The sequence below is a fragment of the Shewanella abyssi genome, assembly GCF_023284025.1.
Taxonomy (GTDB): Bacteria; Pseudomonadota; Gammaproteobacteria; order Enterobacterales; family Shewanellaceae; genus Shewanella; species Shewanella abyssi.
In genome coordinates, this window is the sequence record NZ_JAKIKR010000052.1 from 1 (window position 1) to 20,034 (window position 20,034).

Consider the following 20,034-nt stretch of genomic DNA (forward strand, 5'->3'; position numbering starts at 1 on the left):
CTCGCCGTGAACACATCCCTGTGGGCTCAACGAAAACATCTGACCTCCAAGGACGGAGGAAATGCCAAATTCTGTATGGAACAGAATTGGCCCTGTTTCCGACGGCCTCAGTCGTATCTACACTGGTTTCGAAAAGCGTAATCATCCGGCATTTTAGTTTTTAATTTTTAATTTTTAATTTTAAGATGCTGAGTCCATCAATAAACGACAAAATAATTGAAAACACCATCTTCCCCGTTGGAATTTTCGCTTTTCAGAAACTTCGCCGGGGCGCTGAGGGTTCGTCAAGGGGTACAAGCGCTTTACCCCTTGGCTCGGGCGTGGGCGAAGCGCCACGACTTTGACTTAGATTTAGATTTGGAAAAACAATAGCTGATAGAGCAGTCAAATCGCTTTGGGGCACAAATATGTTAACTTCTGGCGAAAGTGGTTCCAATTGCCTGCGGCAGGCGTATGTGCAGATACTTCCGTGACACGCTACAAGTCCATCCGTGGAGGCTCGGCCATGACGTCCATGTCATGGACGGTCACGGCCGTATCTACACTGGGTTATAAAAGCGCAAACTCTCAGCATTTGAGTTTTCAATTTAGAAACATAAAAGCCAATCGACTGCAGAACTAACAGAATACACCGACTCCAGAGCTAAGCCGAACCGTTAATGGCCGTAGGCTATAAAGTTCAGGTTACGGCTTAAGGGCTAAGGATTAACCATAAAAAATAGCTTAACTCGATAACCCTGCAGCATCCTCAGTAAGCAGTTGCAGACTGGCAAACTCACGATAAAGCGCACTGCTTTGTATCAACTCTTTATGGGTGCCACTGGCCACTAGCTGGCCTTTATCCAGCACTAGAATACGATCGGCATTGATCACCGTGGCTAACCTATGGGCGATGATCAGGGTGGTTTTATTCACCATCAAGCTATCGAGGGCTTGTTTTACTTTTTGCTCACTAATAGCATCGAGCGCACTGGTGGCTTCATCGAGCAGCAAAATAGGACGGTCAGCCAGAATCGCCCGAGCAATCGCTATGCGTTGCTTTTGTCCGCCAGATAAACGCACTCCTCGCTCGCCTAAATAAGTTTGATAGCCGTCGGTAAAATCAGCTATAAACTCATCCGCTCTGGCGGCAATACAAGCTTGCTTCACCTCGGCTTCAGTGGCGTCCAAACGCCCATAACGCACATTTTCCAGTACGCTGCAGGCAAAGATCACCGACTCTTGTGGTACTAATGCATATTGCTGACGTAATGATTGCGGGCTCAACTGCGCAATATCAACCCCATCTAATTCAATGCTGCCACTTTTTAATACATAGAAACGCTGCAGTAGCTCGAACAAGGTACTCTTGCCAGCCCCGCTAGCGCCGACCAAGGCAACCCGTTCAGCAGGTTTAATGTGAATATCTAAACCGCGGATAACATCTCCCTCACCGCCATGTTCAACGCCCCCTTCACGGATATTGCTGTAAGCAAAATGCACCTGCTTGAACGCCAGCTCTCCACGCACCATTGCCGGTAAGGACTGCGGCTCGGCAACGGTCGGAATATCAATCGGAGTTTCAACTAATTCGATGAGCCGCTCAGTAGCCCCTGCTGCACGTTGAATTTCGCCAATAACTTCGCTAATGGTGGCGACTGAACCTGCCACCATCACCGCATAAAACATAAAGGCCGATAGCTCACCACCGGTGATACTGCCGCTCATTACATCGTGCGCCCCTACCCATGTCACCAGGGCAATCGCTAAGATACTCAGAAACATCACTAGTGAGATTAAAATTGAGCGGTACATTATCCGCCCTTTAGCGGCGTCCATAATCGCTTCTACCCTATCGTTAAACAGCTCTCGGTCTCTGTCTTCGTGGGAATAGGCTTGCACAGTATGGATCTCGTGCAGCGTTTCATCGACATAAGCGCCTAAATCGCCGACTCTGTCTTGGCTCTTGCGAGACAAGTCGCGTACCTTTCTGCCAAAAAAGAAGATAGGCCCCAATACCATAGGCACGGCGAGTAATACTAAGCCGGTCATTTTAAGGCTGGTAATCGCCATCATCACGATGCCACCAATCACAGTAACGCTGGATCGCAGTGCCATCGACAAACTTTGGCCAACCACCGATTGCAGCAAGGTAGAATCAGCAGTAAAGCGCGAGATCACCTCGCCTGTGCGCAGCTTTGCGTAAAACCCCGGCGAGAGTTTCAGCAGATGGTCATACACTTTTAAGCGAATATCGGCGCTTACCCGCTCACCTAGCCAAGTCATTAAGTAGAAACGGCAAAAAATAGCGCTGCTGCTAAGGGCGGTAATTCCTACCACCAGCAGGATAATTTGATTTAGACGGGAGCCATTGTCTTGTAAAAACCCCTCATCGACCATCAAGCGTACGCCTTGCCCAAGCGACAGCCATGCTAGCGAACCGATGAACAGGAAGATAATCGCTGCAATCACTTTAGCGCGATAAGGTTTTAGAAAAGTGCCTATCCACGGCAAAACAGCCCGGCGACTGACAGGATCAAATCCTGTGGCTGTTTTATCGTTAGCGACCGTGTTTGGCGACTTGCTAGCTGCTGTAGTCTCAGAAGATTGAGAGGAGACCGGAGATGTTTGTTGGCTCAATGCAATATCCTTAATCTCAAACGAGATTAAATTAAAAAGTAAACGACATTAGAATAACAAAACCCGCATAAGAGCGGGACATTTTTGGAACGTGAATATGCAAACAGGTTTATTTGAGTATTTGACTAAAAATCCAGTCAGAAATAAGTAGGCAGATGATTAATGAACTCATATTATAGTGAGCTCACTCTTAGCTAAGCATTCATAAAATATGGCACAGCAGATCTCAGACGAATCCAAAAATGAAGCAATGAAAGTAGCAAAATCGATTCAAAAACCAGGACAGACAAAAGAGCAAACCAAGCTCGTTGCCCTTGGAATAGAAAAAGGCATTGCCGAATACAAGAAACAGCAAAAAGGCAAAGCTCGCGTTCGCGACAAACAGAAGAAACAGCAGGTTCGTGCTAAAGCCCGCGCCACTGAAAATGAGCATGAGGTCGAGAACAACATAGAAGATCGCGCGGCCAGCCCCTACCTGCCTTGGGGATTATTGACCCTAAGCTGGATAGGTTTTATCAGCTATATCGTCATAAGCAACTAGTCCGTGCTTTGTGCGTTATAACGTTCGCGTTATAAGGATAACATCAACATAATCACCGTTTCGCCGCGCATCTTTTGCGTGGTGAGACAATTTAGTCATTAGCTTGTTTTAGCCTGCAACCTGGTTTTCCTCGCGTTATAGCTTCCTGCAAAGAAATAGTTGGTAAGCAACTAAAAACAAATTCAAAAAATCCATCCCAAAAACTCAAAGAACACCCCTCTTAAATTCTGTTCATATTTTGTCATAACTTGTCTTAACTTGTTCATTGTTACCCCCATCGCTGTTCACAACCTCTCCCTATAATGACTCCATCAAAGAAAGGGTTAGCTGGAGCAAACGGTCATGACAAATCAAAATCCCCCCAACGAGCAAAAGAGTCACAAGAAAGATGAGCTTAAAGCTGTGAGTTTTATCATCTTCATTTTATTCCCCGCGTTAAGCATCGCTTTTGTTAGCACGTATGGCTTCATCATTTGGATGATCCAAGCATTTGGTGGCGTTGTCGCTCACTAACCCCGACTTCATTTTTTTAAACTTATATATGAGGATGCGATTATGAGATGGTTACTTAACATCTGGCGCACACTAAACAAACCAGCACAATACCTCACACTGGGCTCAGTCAGTGTTTCAGCCTTTCTAATGGGCATTATCTTTTGGGGTGGTTTTAACACCGCACTCGAAGCGACCAACACCGAAGCGTTCTGTATCAGCTGCCATGGCATGGAAAGCATGCCCTACCAAGAGCTGCAAGAAACGGTGCATTGGTCAAATCATTCTGGCGTTCGCGCAACCTGTCCTGATTGTCATGTACCCCATGAATGGGGCCGTAAGATGGGCCGTAAAATTGAAGCTTCTCACGATGTATGGGGCTGGTTACTGCAGTCAGTCAATACGCCTGAGAAGTTTGAAGAGAAACGCTTAGAGATGGCCAGTCGTGAGTGGAAGCGATTTGACCGTGATAACTCGCTGGCCTGTAAAAATTGCCATAACTACGATTCAATGAAGTGGGAAGACATGTCTAAGCTGGCGCAAAAGCAGATGAAGCGCGCGGCAGAGTTAGACCAAAGCTGTATCGATTGCCACAAAGGCATAGCTCACAAGCTACCTGATATGGGCACCGCTCGGGCACCAGAACTGATTGCAGAAGTCGGCTCAGGCGTTAACGGCCTAGAGGTTGATCAAAGCTACTTCAGCGCACTCACTAAACCACTTTACTTCAACGAGAAAACCGACGTTGAAGCCGGTACGCTAAACATCGCCACTAAAGTGAAAGTGTTAGCACTTAAAGGTAACCGCGCCAAAATTGGCATCGACGGTTGGAGAAAGAAAATTGGTGCCGGTCGCGTGATCTACTACGACTTCGGCCTAAATATTCTGTCGGCTCAACTTACCAAAGATGCGGCGTTTGAAGAGGGTGTCATCCAAACCTTCGAAGAGAAAGAAGATCCAATGACCGGCCTTAAATGGCAGCGCGTAGAAGCGGTGATTTGGACCGATACAGACTACCTGCTTAGCGACTTACAGCCTCTTTGGGACTATGCCCGCAGCACCTACAGCACCAGTTGCAGCGTTTGTCATACCCAGCCAGACGAAAGCCACTTTGACGCCAATACATGGCCAGGTATGTTCCAGGGCATGATCGCCTTCGTCAACATGGACCAAGATACCCAGGCTTTAGTGCAAAAGTACTTACAAGAGCATTCATCAACTTTCAATAAGTCGGCTCACTAATAGGACATCACATTATGAAAAGAAGAGACTTTTTAAAAGGCCTAGTCGGCACATCTTATGTTGTCCTTAGCGGCTCATCTGTCCTAGCGCCATTGAATGCGTTAGCGGCATCAGGCGCAAAGGCGAGCGAAGGTTGGTTAACCACGGGCTCACACTTTGGCGCCTTCAAAATGAAACGTAAGAATGGCGTGATTGACCAAGTCATTCCCTTTGACCGAGACAAGTATCCAAGCGACATGATTAACGGTGTCAAAGGCTTGGTCTACAACCCGTCGCGTGTACGTTACCCTATGGTACGCTTGGACTTTTTACTCAAGGGTCACAACAGCGATACCACTCAACGAGGCGACTTCCGCTTTGTACGAGTGACATGGGACAAGGCGCTGTCTCTGTTTAAAGACTCCCTTGATGAAGTGCAAACTAAATATGGTCCATCTGGGCTACATGCCGGTCAAACAGGCTGGCGTGCAACTGGCCAGCTGCACTCAAGCACCAGTCATATGCAACGCGCTGTTGGCATGCATGGCAACTTCGTTAAAAAGGTTGGCGACTACTCAACCGGTGCGGGGCAAACCATTTTGCCTTACATCTTGGGTTCAACTGAGGTGTACGCTCAAGGTACCTCTTGGCCACTCATTCTTGAGAACTCTAAGACTATTATCTTGTGGTCAAACGACCCATATAAGAACTTACAAGTAGGCTGGAATGCTGAGACCCATGAGTCATATGCCTACCTTGCCGAATTGAAAGAGAAAGTGGCTAAGGGTGAAATACGCGTTATTAGTATTGACCCTGTTGTGACCAAGACTCAGCAGTATTTAGGCTGTGAGCAGCTATACGTTAACCCACAAACCGACGTGGCATTAATGCTAGGTATCGCCCACGAAATGGTGGCTAAAAACCTCCATGACACTAAATTCATTGAGGGTTACAGCTTAGGGTTCGATCGGTTCCTGCCTTATATCCAAGGCGAAACTGATGGCGTTGAGAAGACACCTGAATGGGCTGCTGAGATCACTGGCGTTTCTGCTGAGATCATCCGCGACTTAGCAAAAGTGATGACCAAAGGTCGCACTCAAATGCTAATGGGCTGGTGTATCCAGCGTCAGCAACACGGTGAGCAACCTTATTGGATGGCAGCAGTACTGGCCACAATGACGGGGCAAATTGGGCTACCTGGCGGCGGTATTAGCTATGGTCACCACTACTCAAGCATTGGCGTACCATCGTCGGGTGCGGCGGCGCCTGGCGCTTTCCCACGCAATGTAGATGAGGACCAAAAACCACTGTTTGATAGCAATGACTTTAAAGGCACTAGCAGCACCATTCCGGTGGCACGCTGGATTGATGCCATTTTAGAACCCGGTAAAACCATTGATTCAAACGGCTCAAAAGTGACCTTCCCAGATATTAAAATGATGGTGTTCTCTGGTAATAATCCGTGGAACCACCATCAAGATCGTAACCGCATGAAGCAGGCGTTCCAAAAGCTTGAATGTGTGGTGACCATCGACATGAACTGGACTGCAACCTGTCGTTTTTCAGACATCGTTCTGCCTGCATGTACTACGTTTGAACGCAACGACATCGATGTCTACGGCAGTTATGCCAACCGCGGTGTACTCGCGATGCAAAAGATGGTTGAACCGCTATTTGATAGCTTGTCAGACTTTGAAATTTTCACTCGCTTTGCCCGCCTTATGGGTAAAGAGAAAGAGTACACCCGGGGTATGACAGAGCGTGAATGGCTCAACAAGCTTTACAGCGACTGTAAAAATGCCAATGCGGGTAAGTTTGATATGCCAGACTTTGATGCATTCTGGAAAGAGGGCTACGTCCACTTTGGCGAGGGTAAACCTTGGACACGTCATGCAGCCTTTAGAGAAGATCCTGAAATTAACCCATTAGGTACGCCTTCTGGCTTGATTGAGATCTTTAGCCGCAAGATTGCTCAGTATCAATATGATGACTGCCCTGGTCACCCAACCTGGATGGAAAAATCTGAGCGCAGCCATGGCGGCCCCGGGTCAGACAAATTCCCAGTGTGGATGCAGTCTTGCCACCCAGATAAGCGTTTGCATTCACAGATGTGTGAGTCAGAAGCGTTCCGTGAAACTTACACTGTAAAGGGGCGTGAGCCAGTCTACCTGAACCCTGATGATGCCAAGAAACGCGGCATAAAAGCGGGCGATGTGGTTCGAGTGTTTAACGACCGCGGTCAACTGCTCGCTGGTGCCGTCGTGTCAAATAACTTCCCTAAAGGAGTCATTCGTATTCACGAAGGTGCTTGGTATGGTCCTGTTGGCGAAGATGGCAGCAAAGAGGGTGGCGCCGAAATTGGTGCACTGTGCAGCTATGGCGATCCGAACACCTTGACCCAAGATATCGGCACCTCAAAACTTGCTCAAGCGTGCTCGGCCTATACTTGTCTGGTTGAATTTGAAAAGTATCAAGGTAAAGTACCGAGTGTCAGTTCATTTAGCGGACCCGTTGAGATAGCACTATGAGCACTGAAACAGCAGCTAACCCAGTAAACCAAGCAAGAAGTACTGTTTATCAGTTGCTTTCATCGCTGTTTGCGAAAGAGATAGATCATAAGACATTACATGAGTTGACCAGTACTCAGGCGCAAGCGTTTTGGTCACAACTTGCCGCTGAGGCTGACTTCAAAGCAGATGTTGATGTACTAGTGGCTGAGTTTGCCAAGCTCAATAGCGACAAAGCCCTGCTAGAGCTTGCAGCCGATTATTGTGGTTTGTTTTTGGTCGGGACCAAACACAGTGCCTCGCCTTACGCTAGTCTGTATTTAACAAGTAAAAGTTTGACAGACAAACCCGTAACAAAAGGGGATGAGCCACTGCTATTTGGTGAGCAACATCAGCAGATGACACAGTTTTTAAAGCAGAGTCAGCTGCAGGTACAGAGTGAGTTCCCAGAGCCCGCCGACCATCTGGCGGTGATCTTGGCTTATGTGGCACATATCAACACGCATAGCAGTAACCAACAACAGTTGCAGTTTATCGGTGACAATCTGGCTAACTGGTTAGGCACTTTTGTGGCAAAAGTGGCCAAGGTCGATACTGGTCAATTTTATATTGCGTTAGCACAACTGACACTTGCTTGGGTTAAGTCCGATGTTGAGTGGCTTGAAAGCGAAAGCTAAAACCTCAAATAAGGGCTGATAGCGATAGCCACTGACAAAGCGATACTGGTTATAGGCTTTGGCAATAAATATACAAATGCCGATAATGATTATGTCATTATCGGCATTTTTGCCTGTCCTAAAATAACCCGCCCACCATCTAAATCAGCATTCCTTTTTTAGGGTTTATTATTGGTTAGCGCTGCACATAGTGATCATCACCTAGCCAAATTGACTGTAAAAATATTAACCTGCAGCTCTCCTCGCTTCCCTAAGCAATTCCAAGGTGTTATAAAAAGCTAACCAGATCTGCATTTAACCCGTTAAGTTGTCATTCGAACAAAGACCTATGGGTCAAAGGAGAGATTACATCATGGAGGAGTCAATCCTAATCCTTGCTATTTTTGTACTCATTTTTTACATCTATCGTTCACAAGAAACCGATAAAAGACTGCGAGTCATCGAAAATAAAATCGACACATTGCTGAAAAATAATGGCATTGTCTTTGATGAAGGCCTGCATGTATCCAAAGAGGTATTAACCGCAGTCACCTTAGGTAAAAAGCTTACTGCCATTAGGTTATACCGCAAAGAAACTGGTGCGGGCTTGAAAGAAGCCCATGAAGTCATCAACAGACTCGTGGCAAAAATATAGTCAGCATTGCCAAGTAATTAACCTCCACAATGACAATATTACGCAAGCAGGTTTTATGCATAAAAGTAGATTAGCCGCATTGGTTTTAGACAGTAAAGTGGATGACATTGAGCAAGCAAATCGCTTTTGGGAGCAGGCCTTAGGCGCGCAATGCGTGCGCTCAGATAAAGAGTGGTCTACTCGCTATTCACATCTTGAAACACCAGATGATCAGCCGCAGATCTTGATTCAGAAAACAACCCACGAGAGTCGAGTTCATCTCGATATTGAAACTGACGACATCGACTCCGAGGTTAAACGCTTAACGGAGATTGGCGCTATCGTGATAGAAACATTTGCCCGCTGGGTTGTTATGCAAGCGCCAACAGGCCATCGATTTTGCGTGGTCAACCCACAGAGAAAGGACTTCGACACTGCCGAAAATGTCAATACTTGGCAATAGACCGCAGCTCTTCGCTCAGCCATTAACGGAATACAAGCGAATTAAACAAGGATGAATATGTTCAAGAAACAAGAGGAAAGGCGTGCTCCAACACATTTTATGGCAGTGGCATACATCACTAATTAAGCAAGCAAGCGAAGCTATTTTCATTCAACTTCAAAGACAGGGCGTTTTAACCTTATATGGATAATCCATCAAGCTTACTCATAGTGCAAAACCTGCAACAATCGAAATCGTTTTATCTTGATATACTTGGGCTTACGTTAGTGTCTGAAACTGACAACTGCCTCAAGCTATTAGCTGGAAATCATGCGGTACTAATGTTTCAAGGTACTTTGCCCGCACTTGAGTACCAGCACGGTTACAATGCTAATTCAACGCTAGTTTTTAGTGTCGATAATCTTGATGACAAAATTGTCGAGCTAAAAAGTCACGCCGTTGAGTTTATTCATCAGTCACCTAATCAGAATGATTGGGGCCGCTATGCCGCCTTTAAAGACCCGTCAGGCATCGTTCATGAGCTGTTTGAGCTTTTTCGCTAACAAACAATGCAGCAAGACACCCAGAAAATTCATGGTGAAATACCCGCAACTACTTGTTTATTTTAGCTGTTTACATTAGTTTATAGTCAAAATAATCTCGTGCTTATCAATAGCAAATACTTGAAAAGGAAAGCAAGTGAAAATCATCGCTATCGCCCCGTTATTAATCAGTTTGTCAGCTTGCACCGTCTTTCTTGGTGATCCTGACGAAAGGGTTGGCAAGTTCAAAGATTTTGAACTCTGCACCGAGCTTGCAGACAAGACGTTTAAGTATCATTCAGAATGGGCTTGGGCTATTACAGATGAGATTAAAAAGCGTGAATTAGATAAGTCAGCAGAGTGTAAAACCGCTTACACCAACCGAATAGACAGAATCACCAGAAAATTAAAAACCAAGCCACTGAACTTTGAAGAGGCTTTAGCAAGTACAAGTAATAGTGCTATTTAAGTTCAAACAATGAGAGAGCTGTTAAATTCGCTCTCTCAAGCTTTCACTTATGAACCAATGTCTCAGAACAAAGCTATTTAAATAGAGCCGTTGAAATAGGCTTTAGCGTAAGCAAAACTATTCTTCCTGCTTACCTAACCACAGCGATAAGGCATCTAATGAGCGTTGCCATAAGGCAAACAGCGGTTGATGTTGGCCCTGTTGATATTCAATAACAGACACGTGCAACTGCTCGATATCACCACATGCTGCCGCCAGCTGCGTTAACCCCATGCTGGCACTACTGCCCTTCAACCCATGCAATATGCGCTCGAAATCTTGCGGTGCGTTCGCAAGTGTAATCATATGCGCTTGGCTAGACTCACGATAAAGCTCGAACAGCTCAATCACCGCATCTTTACCTAGATAACTCATATCTTGGATAAGCTGGCTGTCATCTAATAGCGCTAAATGACCGTTTGGCATAACCTCATCATCAAGTACGATTTCAGGTTCAAGTACTATTTCAGGTTCAAATACAGCAGGGACTAAAGCATTAGCATTTAATTTATCAATCTCGACTGCTCGTCCAAGCCAAACGGTTAACGCCTGCATATCCAGCGGCTTCATCAAGACTTGATCAAAGCCTTTAGCGTGATAGTTCTCCATATCCTTAGCCTGCAGCTGCGCGGTAAACGCCGCTATCTGTAACGAGTGTCCTATCTGAGTATTGATCTGTTGTAACTCCTCGAGCAGTTCGAGGCCAGAACCATCACCAAGCTGAATATCAAGCATCACCGCATCGAACTCACTCGCGCTAGATTTGGTGTAGGCTAGCCTTGCGGCCGCACAGCTAGTGGCTAACACGGAATGATGGCCAAGATGCGCTAAAAACCCTTGCGCCACCATCGCATTTATCTTGTTGTCTTCTATCACCAACACCCGCTTGGCGCTGACGAGCACAGCTTGTTGTTGCTGCGCCACATCTGGCCCTGCGCATTCAATAAGCGGCAATGAAAAACCAAAACTGCTGCCTTGATTCACTTGGCTGGTTACCCATAATGCCTTTGCTGCATCTGCGCTGGTGCTCATCAATTCAACTAGCTGCTTACTAATTGCCAGCCCGAGCCCAGTACCACGATCGCGGCCTTTACTGGGCTCATTACTATAGGCTTTAAATAGTTTTTTCATTGCGTTAGCACCAATGCCAACACCGCTATCTTGTACCTTAAAGGTCAGTGTTTCTTGCTCAACGGCGACACACAACTCAACGGTTCCTTGAGGGGTAAACTTAATGGCATTACCGAGTAGATTAAACAATACCTGACGTAATTTAGGACCATCGATATAGACCCACTTTGGTAAGTTTTGATAGTTTGCCACCAAGGTCAAGCCAGCTAAGCCTGCGCCTGCTAGCATGATGGCGGCAACTTCATCGAGTAGCTCAGCAAGATCCACCGCTCGAGGCTCATTAGCCAACTTACTTTGCTCAAGGCGGGAGAAATCCAAAATGTCATTGAGTACTGTTTGCAACAGCGTGCCACTGTATTGTGATAGTGCCAACATCTGCCGTTGTGCTGGCGGTAGGTTTGAGTGGCCGAGTAGCGTTAACGTGCCCAGCAACCCGTTTAGTGGCGTCCTGATCTCATGGCTCATGGTGGCTAAAAACAGTGATTTGGCTTGGTTAGCTTGCTCCGCCATATCGCGGGCGAGTACATGGCCTTTGGCTTCTTTATCAAGCTGAACATTAGCCTCAGCCAGCTCTAATGTACGCGCCTCAACGGTCGCTTCCAACGCCTGTTTATGTTCAAACAACTCTGCAGCAGTATCGCGAAGCTCGGCCTGCAGTTTAAGGTTATGTTCGGTCTTCTGCTTAAAGGCTTTAATGGCGCTGGCCATTGCCGCAAGCTCATCATCACCGGCGGTATCGATAGTGACGTCAGTATTGCCCAGACTCAGCTGCGCCATCGCCCTAGTGGCAGCATTCAATTTAAGCGCTATCCCTTGGTAGATCACCTTATAAACCACAACAGCGATGACCAGTAGCATCAAAAAACCTGTCAGCAAAAGCCCCAACTTAGACCAAGTTAGCTGCTTAAGATAATCGACTCTCGCCTTATCAGCTTCTATGCGCTGGAACCGCATTGCGGCATCGACCGCACCATTTAGCGCATCTAACTTATCGGTAAGGGCTTGCAGTTGTAACTCTTGCGTTTGATTAAGTTGAGTATGTTGTGTTTGCAGCAAAATACTCTGGGGCAATTTTCGTAACATACTGACCTGGCTTGCAAAAGATTTTGACCTCACTGGATCGCGGATAATATTGGCAAGACTGATCAAGGAGGCAAAATAGCGCACGCCTGCATCTGATGCTGGATCATTCAAAGCTGAAATGGACACGCCAAGCTGAGCTAATTGGCTATCGTTTTTGGCCAAAGTTTTAAAAATGCCACTATCTAACTCTAGCGACTGGAACACTTGCCCCATCAATGCAATGTCATGCACAATTTTGAGGGCACGGTTAAGGCGCTCTTGAATATCAATATCTTGCTCGATTAAGGTATCGAGCAGCATTGAGGTTTGCTCGACGCCTACGGCTTGCGGATAGGCCAAACTGATTTTGGATAAGATGCCCGAGTCGACAATTGCCAGCTCAGCCAGTAGCAACTCTGTACTTTCGTTGGCTGCGTCCACCAGCGCTTTACCTTGGAGCTGCAGTTGGTAAGCCGCCAAAATGCGCTGCCCCACTTGCTCGCCAAGATGGGACACGTCAAGAATAATATCCGCAGCGCTCTGCTCAAGGCTTAAGTCAAAATTGACATTCAAGGCTTTTAACACGCCGATAGCGTTAAGCATTGACGCACTATTAATGGACAGCTTTCGGCCGACGAGTTGCCGCTGAGATTCGAGTTCAGATTGCCCTAATAGCTTGGCATTTTCGGCCAGAGCATTACTTGAGAGTACCAGCTGACGCGCAGCCTCTGATGCAGGTAGTGCTTTGTCGTAAAGATATTGATCAGCTTGCTGCACCCAGTGCAAACTTAAGCTTCCCAACGTCACTAGCAGCAATAACAACAGTGCCAATAAACTAAAGGCCAGCATCAAGCGACCTATTAGGCTTTTTCTTGATAATGATAATCTGGGTCGCGATGATGGAGTCAGATACAAAGCGCTCACTCTTTTACGTTATGCTGTTACAATATTGACTCACATTAACATGTAACACCAATTCCATTAATCACATATTTAATAGAATTTGTATAACACCAAGGGTATGTTAACAATGGCAAAACCATTGCTACGATGGACAAAACTGTTTTTGACTCTATTACTCGCCAGTCCATTGGCGAATGCTGCCATAACCGTGCCCTCTTGGTCACTTGAGCAAAGACAGCCTTTCGATAACAAGATCCAGCAAAGTACTCCGCTGCAATTTACCCCGCTGACCCAAGCTAAAAAAGACTGGCGTATCTGCGTGTTAATGCCCCACCTAAAAGACAGTTACTGGACCGGCATAAACTATGGCCTTGTACAGCAAGCAAAAAAATTAAAGCTACATTTAGAGCTATTTGAAGCGGGCAGCTATTACGGTTTGGATAAACAATTAAGCCAGCTCGACAACTGCATGAAACACGACTTTGATGCCATATTGCTCGGGGGCGTTCGCCCTGACCTGCTTGATTTTTATAAAGCCCCCATCGATAAGCCTATCATTGCGCTGGTCAATCGCCTCGATCATAAAATTGTCACTACCAGGGTGGGGGTTAACTGGTATCAAATGGGGTTTCAGGCAGGGGAATATATTCGCCAACAAACGGATGCGCCAACGCAGGTTGCGCTACTGGCGGGCCCCGACAAACAAGGTGGCAGTGGTTTAGTAGAGCAGGGGCTGAGAGCTGCATTAGCTGACAGCCAAGTCACTATATCGGCAGTGCGCCACGCAGACAATAATCGCAATTTATATCGTGATGAGTTAGAAGCCTTATTGGATAGCCAAACGCCGCAATACATTCTTGGCAGCGCAGTCGCCATTGAGGCTGGAGTGGCCATATTAAGGCAGCGTCAGCTTGAAGATAAGGTAAAGCTTGTTAGCAGTTATCTCTCTCCCGCCATACTCAGAGGGATCTATCGTGACCGGGTTGAATTTAGTAACGACGATTTAGTGGTGGTACAGGGTATGCTTGCCATTGATGTTGCAGTAAGAGAGTTACAAGGCGCTAGGCCTTTTGGTGATATAGGCCCTAAAATACAGAGCCAAATTATCGGCAAGATTAATAAAGAGGTGTTAAAAACCAGCTTGGCACCCGCCGACTATTACCCTATCTATCGCGTCAATCCTGAAGACTAGACCGAGTGAGTTGCCAACATTAGTCTTTTACTTTGGCGGCAAAAAGATAACCTTCGCCATGGACGGTGACAAATAGCTCTGCAGATAGCTTGTTACGCAAGCGCCTGATAATCACATCAATAGTACGATCATTCACGTCTTGATTACGGTGACTGGTTTGCTGCATTAATCGATCGCGTGATAACACTTGCTGCGGATGAAGAGAGAAAGCCGTCAACAGTTCAAACTCTGCTTTAGTCAGCTTAATGAGCTCACCATTACAGCTCAGCTGCCGACTGTTGAGTTCTAGAACATAGTCATTAAAGGCGATAATATTGTCATTGGGATCGGCTTGTGCTCCGCTCTCGGCAATCGCTTTTTGCACTAAAGAGATACGCCATAATAGATTTTTAACCCGCACCAGTAACTCCCTTAATTCAAAGGGTTTTGTTACATAGTCATCGGCGCCCATCTCCAAACCAACAATTTTATCGATGGTTTCATCACGGCCTGTCACCAGTATGATCCCTACATCGCTGCGACTGCGCAGTTCACGGGCTAAACTGAGACCATCGGTGCCGGGCAAGTTAATATCGAGCATGACTAAATCGATATGTTGGCGATCAAATTCATACCACATCTGCTCACCATCTTGAGCTTCAAGAACTTGATAGCCCTCCTTCTCAAAATAGCCTTTTAACCTAGCTCTAATGACAGTTTCATCATCAACAACCAGTACTCTGTAGCCCATAAATTACCCCAACCAACACTCATTCAGTCTCTAAAAACTGCGCTCATATATTTGCTTAGCAGCATTAAGGCCACATAATATACATAATTAGCCGCTAATACACTTAACTCGATCCCAATCTGCTCTATTACTGGCTATCGTTTAATCAAAATTGGCTTTCTGCTTAGGGATAAATAACAAAAAAGCCGACTTTATTAGGTCGGCTTTGTTCAGCTTTGGTATTAGTATTTATTGAGGTCGGTTTTAGAAACTCTTGCTTAAACCAAACACTAACCGATCATCAAAGATCTCAGTTTGTGTACCATAGACCAAGTGTGACTCATCAACTGAGCTACCGTGGTAACGAAGATCAAAGACTAAACCGACATAACTCGCTTCGACACCCAAATTCCAGTGAGTCCAACCTTCAGCGCCTTCTCCATCTAAATCTTGATAACCAAAAGATCCCGATACCTTTACCCCATTATTAAAATCATAGCTTGGGTGCACTGCATAGTTAACCCCTTGCCAACCATCAACGCCAAACCAGTCATCAAGTGTTGGTGTCACTTCAAGTGTGACATTGGCTTGGCCAAACTGCTTAGCGACTTTAATCCATAATTCGGTGTAGTTTGAATATGAAGCACCAGCATAAAGATATGAAAACACCATCACGTCGTAAGTAAAACCACTGTCGCCAAAGGCGCCTGCTTTACCAATATAAGGTGCGGTAACGATTTCGAGATTAGGGTCAGCAAACTTAATGTTTGACGCAAATACACCGGTATACCAGCCATCATCATTGCCCCAACCTAGTGTGCCTTGTACTACAGGAACGTCGCCGTCCATAGTTTCAGACTCACCACGGAAAACATAGTCAGAGGCAAACTTAACGTTACCACTCAACTGGCCGCCCAACAGGTCATTATTCTCAGCAGCAAATGCTGTTCCCATCGAGGTGGCCGTTAAGCTTGCAAGCATTAAAGCGTGTACAGTTTTCATATTCATCATCTCGTTGTGTTATTTGAGACAAATGTTACTCCCAAGTTATTAATAACTATGGGAGTAGTTATGAACCAATAAACCAACTATATGAAAAAATATGAACGGAGAGGTTAACTCGCCCTTTGCAGTAGTAAACTTTTTAGATCTTCAATTTGCGCTTTAAGCTCGGCGACGTCCGCCACACTGGCGGGCTTTTCTGCATCGCTTAACTCTGTTTCCTCTTCGGCGCGCATGGCGGCAGTCTCTTGCGTCATCACATCAAGTACTGCACCGACCATCATATTCAAGAACACAAACGCGGTCAGGAAAATAAAGCTTAGATAAAACAGCCAACTCAGCGGGTAGACAGCCATGGTTTCGTACATTACAGAGGTCCAAGACTCAAAGGTCGACACCCTAAATAATGTCAACATAGCGACTGAAACATCGCCCCACAAAAAGTCATTAATATCGGCAAATAGCATGCTGCCGATAGCGCCATAGATATAAAAAATCACGAACATAAGTAGTGCAATGTAGCCCATACGTGGAATCGCTTTAAACAGCGCATTCACCAGCATTCTGAGCTCTGGGATCATAGATACCAAGCGCAGCACTCTGAAAATCCTCAGCAACCTTGCCAACAAAATGGCCGAGCCACCCGCTGGGATCAGACTGCCGATAACAATGATGGTATCGAAAATATTCCAGCCGTCACTGAAGAAACGTTTCGGGTTCTCGGCGGCTAAAAAGCGAATAATAATTTCAATTGCAAAAAATACTGTAATACCGATATCTAACAGTAATAAACCTTTCTCCATCCAGTTTGGCAGATGGTAGGTGTGCGCACCAATGGAGAGTGCAGACACTAATATCACAAAAATAACAAAGCCTTGAAAAACTTTGCTGTTATCAATTAACTTTAACTTTGATTGTAAAATGGACACATTGGCTAGCACGGACTGAACCCTCAAACTCATTTGAAATTACTTAAAAAAGGCGGCGATTACCCCTAATAAACAAGGATCCCACAGTCTAATAAGTAACACTTAATTTGGTATTAATTTTTAAAATGAATTTGCGTCCAATAACTGACAGGCATAGCGATACTTACATTAATCACGAATCATTAAGTAACGCTTCGATCTCAGCGAGGTTCAGCTTTACCCAATCACTTTTTATTGGACCCCAGTCGGAAATTTTGTAGTAACCAGCATTATTACGGGCACCATCTTGCACAAATTCACAAACGATCCCTAGATCACTAAACGCGGCAATGGAATCTTGCAGAGTTCTTCTTGGCATATTCGTCAGCTTATGCAGTGACAACAAGTTATGCGCTTCAGTTTCAATTTGATGAGCGATGAAAAGCTTTCGATAAAATGCTTTTTGCTGCTTTGAGGCGGTTTGGTTAAGGCTCATGTCGATTAATCTTCAAAAAAGTTATAAGCGGTAAATTACGTTATCTACAGTAAATAACAAGTAATACCCACTGTATTCATAACCTGTTCATTGTTAATCGTTAAAACAATATGTTGCCAAATATGTCTCCTACTGGCGATGACTCGTCAGATACTGATATAGTCGATGAAGATAACGAGTGCTACAAGAGTAATGAAATGGACAATTCACACTTGAAAAAGACTAATACCGCAGCCAATACATCGACGATGACAAAAACAGAAGATGTCGCGGCGGCAGCAGAGATTATCCCCAATAGATCTCTAATGGTTGAGCAAACAAGCACTGAAGAGCATGAAAGCTCAGTGCCCTATTCGGCTCACACTCCAGTGACTCAAGCTCAGTGGCAGGGTTTTAATGAAGTCCCACTGCAAAAGATTGATGATCGTCATTACACCCAAATACTTTACGAAAGCCTGTTTTTTTCCTTTGTCGCCTTCACAGCCGTATCTCTCATCACCATTTTGCCCGGTGAACTCAGTTTAGTTATTGTCTTAGCTATTTTAACGACACTACTGCTACTCCTTTGCTCTATTGGCTATCTAAGACATTTACAAGCAGCGAAACTTGGCTACGCCGCTTGCGAACATGAGTTTTTGATGGAGAAAGGGTTATGGTGGCATAAACGCACCTCACTACCTTACTCTCGACTGCAACACGTTAGCCTTTCTCAAGGCCCACTTGAGCGACACTTTAAGCTGTTCACTTTAAAGTGCTTTAGCGCCGGCAGTGGCAGTGCAGAGATAGAACTTCCCGGTATTGAGCAACACACCGCGGAGCATCTGCGCCAACACCTACTTGCCCAAGCAGCAAAAGCACATTTAGCCGATCCGCAAGCTTCAGAAACCGAAACTTTGGCGGCGGAGTCTGCAGTGAATCATTTAACTAGTGAGCCTACAGTCAAAAAAGCCGAGGCCAATCATGACCAATAAGTTTTCACAGTGGTCATCGCTGTCAGCTTGGTCTGTGATTAGTTTTACGCTGTTTGCCATTAAACAGGTTTTTAGCAGTGGTTATGCCTTAATCCCTGTGGTTTATACCGGGTGGAATCAAGGTTTTAGTAGCCCGTGGGTAATTGTGGTCGCACTGGTTAGCGTGATTGTGATTCTGGTCTACAGCGTGCTGCAGTGGCTCAAATTTAGATTCAAAATTGATAATGACAAACTCAATATTAAACATGGGGTTATCTTTAAGAAAGTCGATGAGATCCCCTTTAATAAAATCCAAAATGTCCGCTTGCAGCAACCACTGTACTTCCGTCCGATGGGGCTCTACAGCATTGTGGTCGAAACGGCGGGTTCTAAAGGAAATGAAGCTGAGCTTTCAGCGCTCGATTACAAAGAGGCATTAGCGCTAAAAAAACGCTTAATGGCTGAGCAAGAGCATCACAGTGAAACCAATACCACTGAGCCCACTTCCAGTAACCATGCTGATAATCAACACAATACCGTTACCCGTAAAAGTCTAAAGGAGCTGGTACTATTTGGGCTTTATCAAAATAATGCCATCTGGTTGGCGGTTATTCTAGGCCCTATTTTTGGGCAGCTAGATTGGGAGTCGATGGAAAACCTGCAATCGCTGCAAGCCTTTTGGGCATGGTATGACAGCAATATCGCCGTCAGCATGATTTTGCAGATAGCATTTGCCCTTTTAGCACTGACACTATTTTACTTACTGTTCTCAATACTCTCCATGATATCTGCAGTATTGAAATACTCTCCCTATCGCTTAAGCCGCAGTGGCAATACCCTGCATCGCACTGGCGGTATTATTGCTAAGCAAAACGATGCCCTGGCGATTAAGCGTATTCAGGTGGTTAAGTTTTATCAGCCATTCGTGGGCCGACTCTTTAAATTATGGACCGTGTATTTTCAGCAAGTAAAGGGTCACGAAGTTGAGCATCGTGGCAGCAAAAATATGTTAGTGCCTTCGATGAATCGCAAAGACATTCTTGAGTTATTGCCTAAACTGAAAGGAATAGAGGCAACTGCAACCCAACTACCAAAACGTTATCAACATATTCATCTAGGTTGGTTCTGGCGCCGTGGTTGGCTGCCATTACTGGTTCCGGCCATCAATACCTACTTCCATGGTTTAGATATTTTTACCGAAACCTTATGGATTGCTGCGAGCCTGTTCTGCGTGGGGATTTACCTGCGGTATAGCCAATATGGATACGTGATTGAAGCAGATAACCTCTGGTTTCACTCCGGTTTATTGGGGCACAGCTGGCAGCTTATCGCCTTGAGTAAAGTGCAACATGTAGCCATTACTCAAAGTCCAAATCAACAGCGCAGCCAATTAGCGAACCTTGAAATTGGCCTTGCGAGTGGCACAATCAAGCTGCCCTATATATCAATTAATGATGCACAACATATCGCCGAGCGCTCTCTTACGCTTATTCACAATGATCACCGCAACTGGATTTAA

At 45.5% G+C, this 20,034-nt stretch carries 18 protein-coding genes; 12 read left to right on the forward strand and 6 right to left on the reverse strand.

The features are described 5' to 3' along the window. Window positions 1-723: 723 nt before the first annotated feature. Window positions 724-2,619 carry an ABC transporter transmembrane domain-containing protein gene (locus L2755_RS17970; RefSeq protein WP_248982057.1) on the reverse strand — a complete coding sequence of 632 codons (1,896 nt, stop codon included), beginning with the start codon at window positions 2,617-2,619 and terminating at the stop codon, window positions 724-726. Between the two features lie 211 nt (window positions 2,620-2,830). On the opposite strand from L2755_RS17970, the gene L2755_RS17975 reads away from it, so the two are divergent. The 9 genes from L2755_RS17975 to L2755_RS18015 all read left to right on the forward strand — a co-directional run bounded on the left by L2755_RS17975 (window position 2,831) and on the right by L2755_RS18015 (window position 10,123). Further along, a complete protein-coding gene (locus tag L2755_RS17975; protein ID WP_248982058.1) occupies window positions 2,831-3,160 on the forward strand; it encodes a DUF2956 domain-containing protein in 330 nt (109 codons plus the stop codon). 342 nt (window positions 3,161-3,502) lie between these two features. Continuing rightward, window positions 3,503-3,673, forward strand: a complete 171-nt coding sequence (gene torE, locus L2755_RS17980) for a trimethylamine N-oxide reductase system protein TorE (RefSeq protein ID WP_248982059.1) — start codon at window positions 3,503-3,505, stop codon at window positions 3,671-3,673. Between the two features lie 42 nt (window positions 3,674-3,715). Further along, window positions 3,716-4,894: a pentaheme c-type cytochrome TorC gene (gene torC / locus L2755_RS17985; protein ID WP_248982060.1), complete on the forward strand. Its 1,179-nt coding sequence runs from the start codon at window positions 3,716-3,718 to the stop codon at window positions 4,892-4,894. Window positions 4,895-4,908: 14 nt separating this feature from the next. Continuing rightward, window positions 4,909-7,401, forward strand: a complete 2,493-nt coding sequence (gene torA / locus L2755_RS17990; RefSeq protein WP_248982061.1) for a trimethylamine-N-oxide reductase TorA — start codon at window positions 4,909-4,911, stop codon at window positions 7,399-7,401. Beyond that, the gene (torD, locus tag L2755_RS17995) at window positions 7,398-8,057 is read left to right on the forward strand and encodes a molecular chaperone TorD (RefSeq protein WP_248982062.1); all 660 of its coding nucleotides are present in this window, start codon (window positions 7,398-7,400) and stop codon (window positions 8,055-8,057) included. Before torA ends, torD begins: the two co-directional genes overlap by 4 nt. Before the next feature lie 352 nt (window positions 8,058-8,409). Continuing rightward, entirely contained in the window at window positions 8,410-8,691 is a 282-nt protein-coding gene (locus L2755_RS18000; RefSeq protein ID WP_248982063.1) for a hypothetical protein, read from the forward strand. Between the two features lie 55 nt (window positions 8,692-8,746). Continuing rightward, the gene (locus L2755_RS18005) at window positions 8,747-9,133 is read left to right on the forward strand and encodes a VOC family protein (protein ID WP_248982064.1); all 387 of its coding nucleotides are present in this window, start codon (window positions 8,747-8,749) and stop codon (window positions 9,131-9,133) included. A gap of 182 nt (window positions 9,134-9,315) precedes the next feature. Continuing rightward, on the forward strand, window positions 9,316-9,675 hold the full coding sequence (locus L2755_RS18010; protein WP_248982065.1) for a VOC family protein: 360 nt from the start codon (window positions 9,316-9,318) through the stop codon (window positions 9,673-9,675). A gap of 136 nt (window positions 9,676-9,811) precedes the next feature. Beyond that, window positions 9,812-10,123: a hypothetical protein gene (locus L2755_RS18015; RefSeq protein ID WP_248982066.1), complete on the forward strand. Its 312-nt coding sequence runs from the start codon at window positions 9,812-9,814 to the stop codon at window positions 10,121-10,123. Window positions 10,124-10,240: 117 nt separating this feature from the next. Here the strand turns inward: L2755_RS18015 and torS are convergent, their stop codons facing one another. Then, window positions 10,241-13,204: a TMAO reductase system sensor histidine kinase/response regulator TorS gene (torS, locus tag L2755_RS18020; protein ID WP_248982067.1), complete on the reverse strand. Its 2,964-nt coding sequence runs from the start codon at window positions 13,202-13,204 to the stop codon at window positions 10,241-10,243. A 181-nt stretch (window positions 13,205-13,385) separates the two neighbouring features. Between torS and torT the strand changes: the two genes are divergently transcribed. Then, window positions 13,386-14,450 (forward strand): TMAO reductase system periplasmic protein TorT, encoded by a 1,065-nt coding sequence (gene torT / locus L2755_RS18025; RefSeq protein ID WP_248982068.1) that lies wholly within the window; start codon window positions 13,386-13,388, stop codon window positions 14,448-14,450. 19 nt (window positions 14,451-14,469) lie between these two features. On the opposite strand, the gene torR is transcribed toward torT, so the two are convergent. From torR to L2755_RS18045, 4 genes are all read right to left on the reverse strand, one after another. Next, window positions 14,470-15,180, reverse strand: coding sequence for a two-component system response regulator TorR (gene torR, locus L2755_RS18030; protein ID WP_248982069.1), 711 nt, complete (start codon window positions 15,178-15,180; stop codon window positions 14,470-14,472). A 243-nt stretch (window positions 15,181-15,423) separates the two neighbouring features. After that, window positions 15,424-16,161 (reverse strand): TorF family putative porin, encoded by a 738-nt coding sequence (locus L2755_RS18035; RefSeq protein ID WP_283102872.1) that lies wholly within the window; start codon window positions 16,159-16,161, stop codon window positions 15,424-15,426. A gap of 113 nt (window positions 16,162-16,274) precedes the next feature. After that, window positions 16,275-17,102 carry an ion transporter gene (locus tag L2755_RS18040; RefSeq protein WP_428847813.1) on the reverse strand — a complete coding sequence of 276 codons (828 nt, stop codon included), beginning with the start codon at window positions 17,100-17,102 and terminating at the stop codon, window positions 16,275-16,277. A gap of 160 nt (window positions 17,103-17,262) precedes the next feature. Beyond that, complete coding sequence (locus tag L2755_RS18045) at window positions 17,263-17,565, reverse strand: winged helix-turn-helix domain-containing protein (RefSeq protein ID WP_248982071.1); 303 nt, start codon at window positions 17,563-17,565, stop codon at window positions 17,263-17,265. 122 nt (window positions 17,566-17,687) lie between these two features. Between L2755_RS18045 and L2755_RS18050 the strand changes: the two genes are divergently transcribed. Further along, window positions 17,688-18,536: a PH domain-containing protein gene (locus L2755_RS18050; protein ID WP_248982072.1), complete on the forward strand. Its 849-nt coding sequence runs from the start codon at window positions 17,688-17,690 to the stop codon at window positions 18,534-18,536. Then, entirely contained in the window at window positions 18,526-20,034 is a 1,509-nt protein-coding gene (locus L2755_RS18055; protein ID WP_248982073.1) for a PH domain-containing protein, read from the forward strand. Before L2755_RS18050 ends, L2755_RS18055 begins: the two co-directional genes overlap by 11 nt.

Coding starts and splice junctions, on each gene's coding strand:
- L2755_RS17975 (WP_248982058.1), top strand. CDS start 2,831: ATGGCACAGCAGATCTCAGACGAATCCAAAAATGAAGCAATGAAAGTA.
- torE (WP_248982059.1), top strand. CDS start 3,503: ATGACAAATCAAAATCCCCCCAACGAGCAAAAGAGTCACAAGAAAGAT.
- torC (WP_248982060.1), top strand. CDS start 3,716: ATGAGATGGTTACTTAACATCTGGCGCACACTAAACAAACCAGCACAA.
- torA (WP_248982061.1), top strand. CDS start 4,909: ATGAAAAGAAGAGACTTTTTAAAAGGCCTAGTCGGCACATCTTATGTT.
- torD (WP_248982062.1), top strand. CDS start 7,398: ATGAGCACTGAAACAGCAGCTAACCCAGTAAACCAAGCAAGAAGTACT.
- L2755_RS18000 (WP_248982063.1), top strand. CDS start 8,410: ATGGAGGAGTCAATCCTAATCCTTGCTATTTTTGTACTCATTTTTTAC.
- L2755_RS18005 (WP_248982064.1), top strand. CDS start 8,747: ATGCATAAAAGTAGATTAGCCGCATTGGTTTTAGACAGTAAAGTGGAT.
- L2755_RS18010 (WP_248982065.1), top strand. CDS start 9,316: ATGGATAATCCATCAAGCTTACTCATAGTGCAAAACCTGCAACAATCG.
- torS (WP_248982067.1), bottom strand. CDS start 13,204: ATGCTGGCCTTTAGTTTATTGGCACTGTTGTTATTGCTGCTAGTGACG.
- torT (WP_248982068.1), top strand. CDS start 13,386: ATGGCAAAACCATTGCTACGATGGACAAAACTGTTTTTGACTCTATTA.
- torR (WP_248982069.1), bottom strand. CDS start 15,180: ATGGGCTACAGAGTACTGGTTGTTGATGATGAAACTGTCATTAGAGCT.
- L2755_RS18035 (WP_283102872.1), bottom strand. CDS start 16,161: ATGAAAACTGTACACGCTTTAATGCTTGCAAGCTTAACGGCCACCTCG.
- L2755_RS18045 (WP_248982071.1), bottom strand. CDS start 17,565: ATGAGCCTTAACCAAACCGCCTCAAAGCAGCAAAAAGCATTTTATCGA.
- L2755_RS18050 (WP_248982072.1), top strand. CDS start 17,688: ATGTCTCCTACTGGCGATGACTCGTCAGATACTGATATAGTCGATGAA.
- L2755_RS18055 (WP_248982073.1), top strand. CDS start 18,526: ATGACCAATAAGTTTTCACAGTGGTCATCGCTGTCAGCTTGGTCTGTG.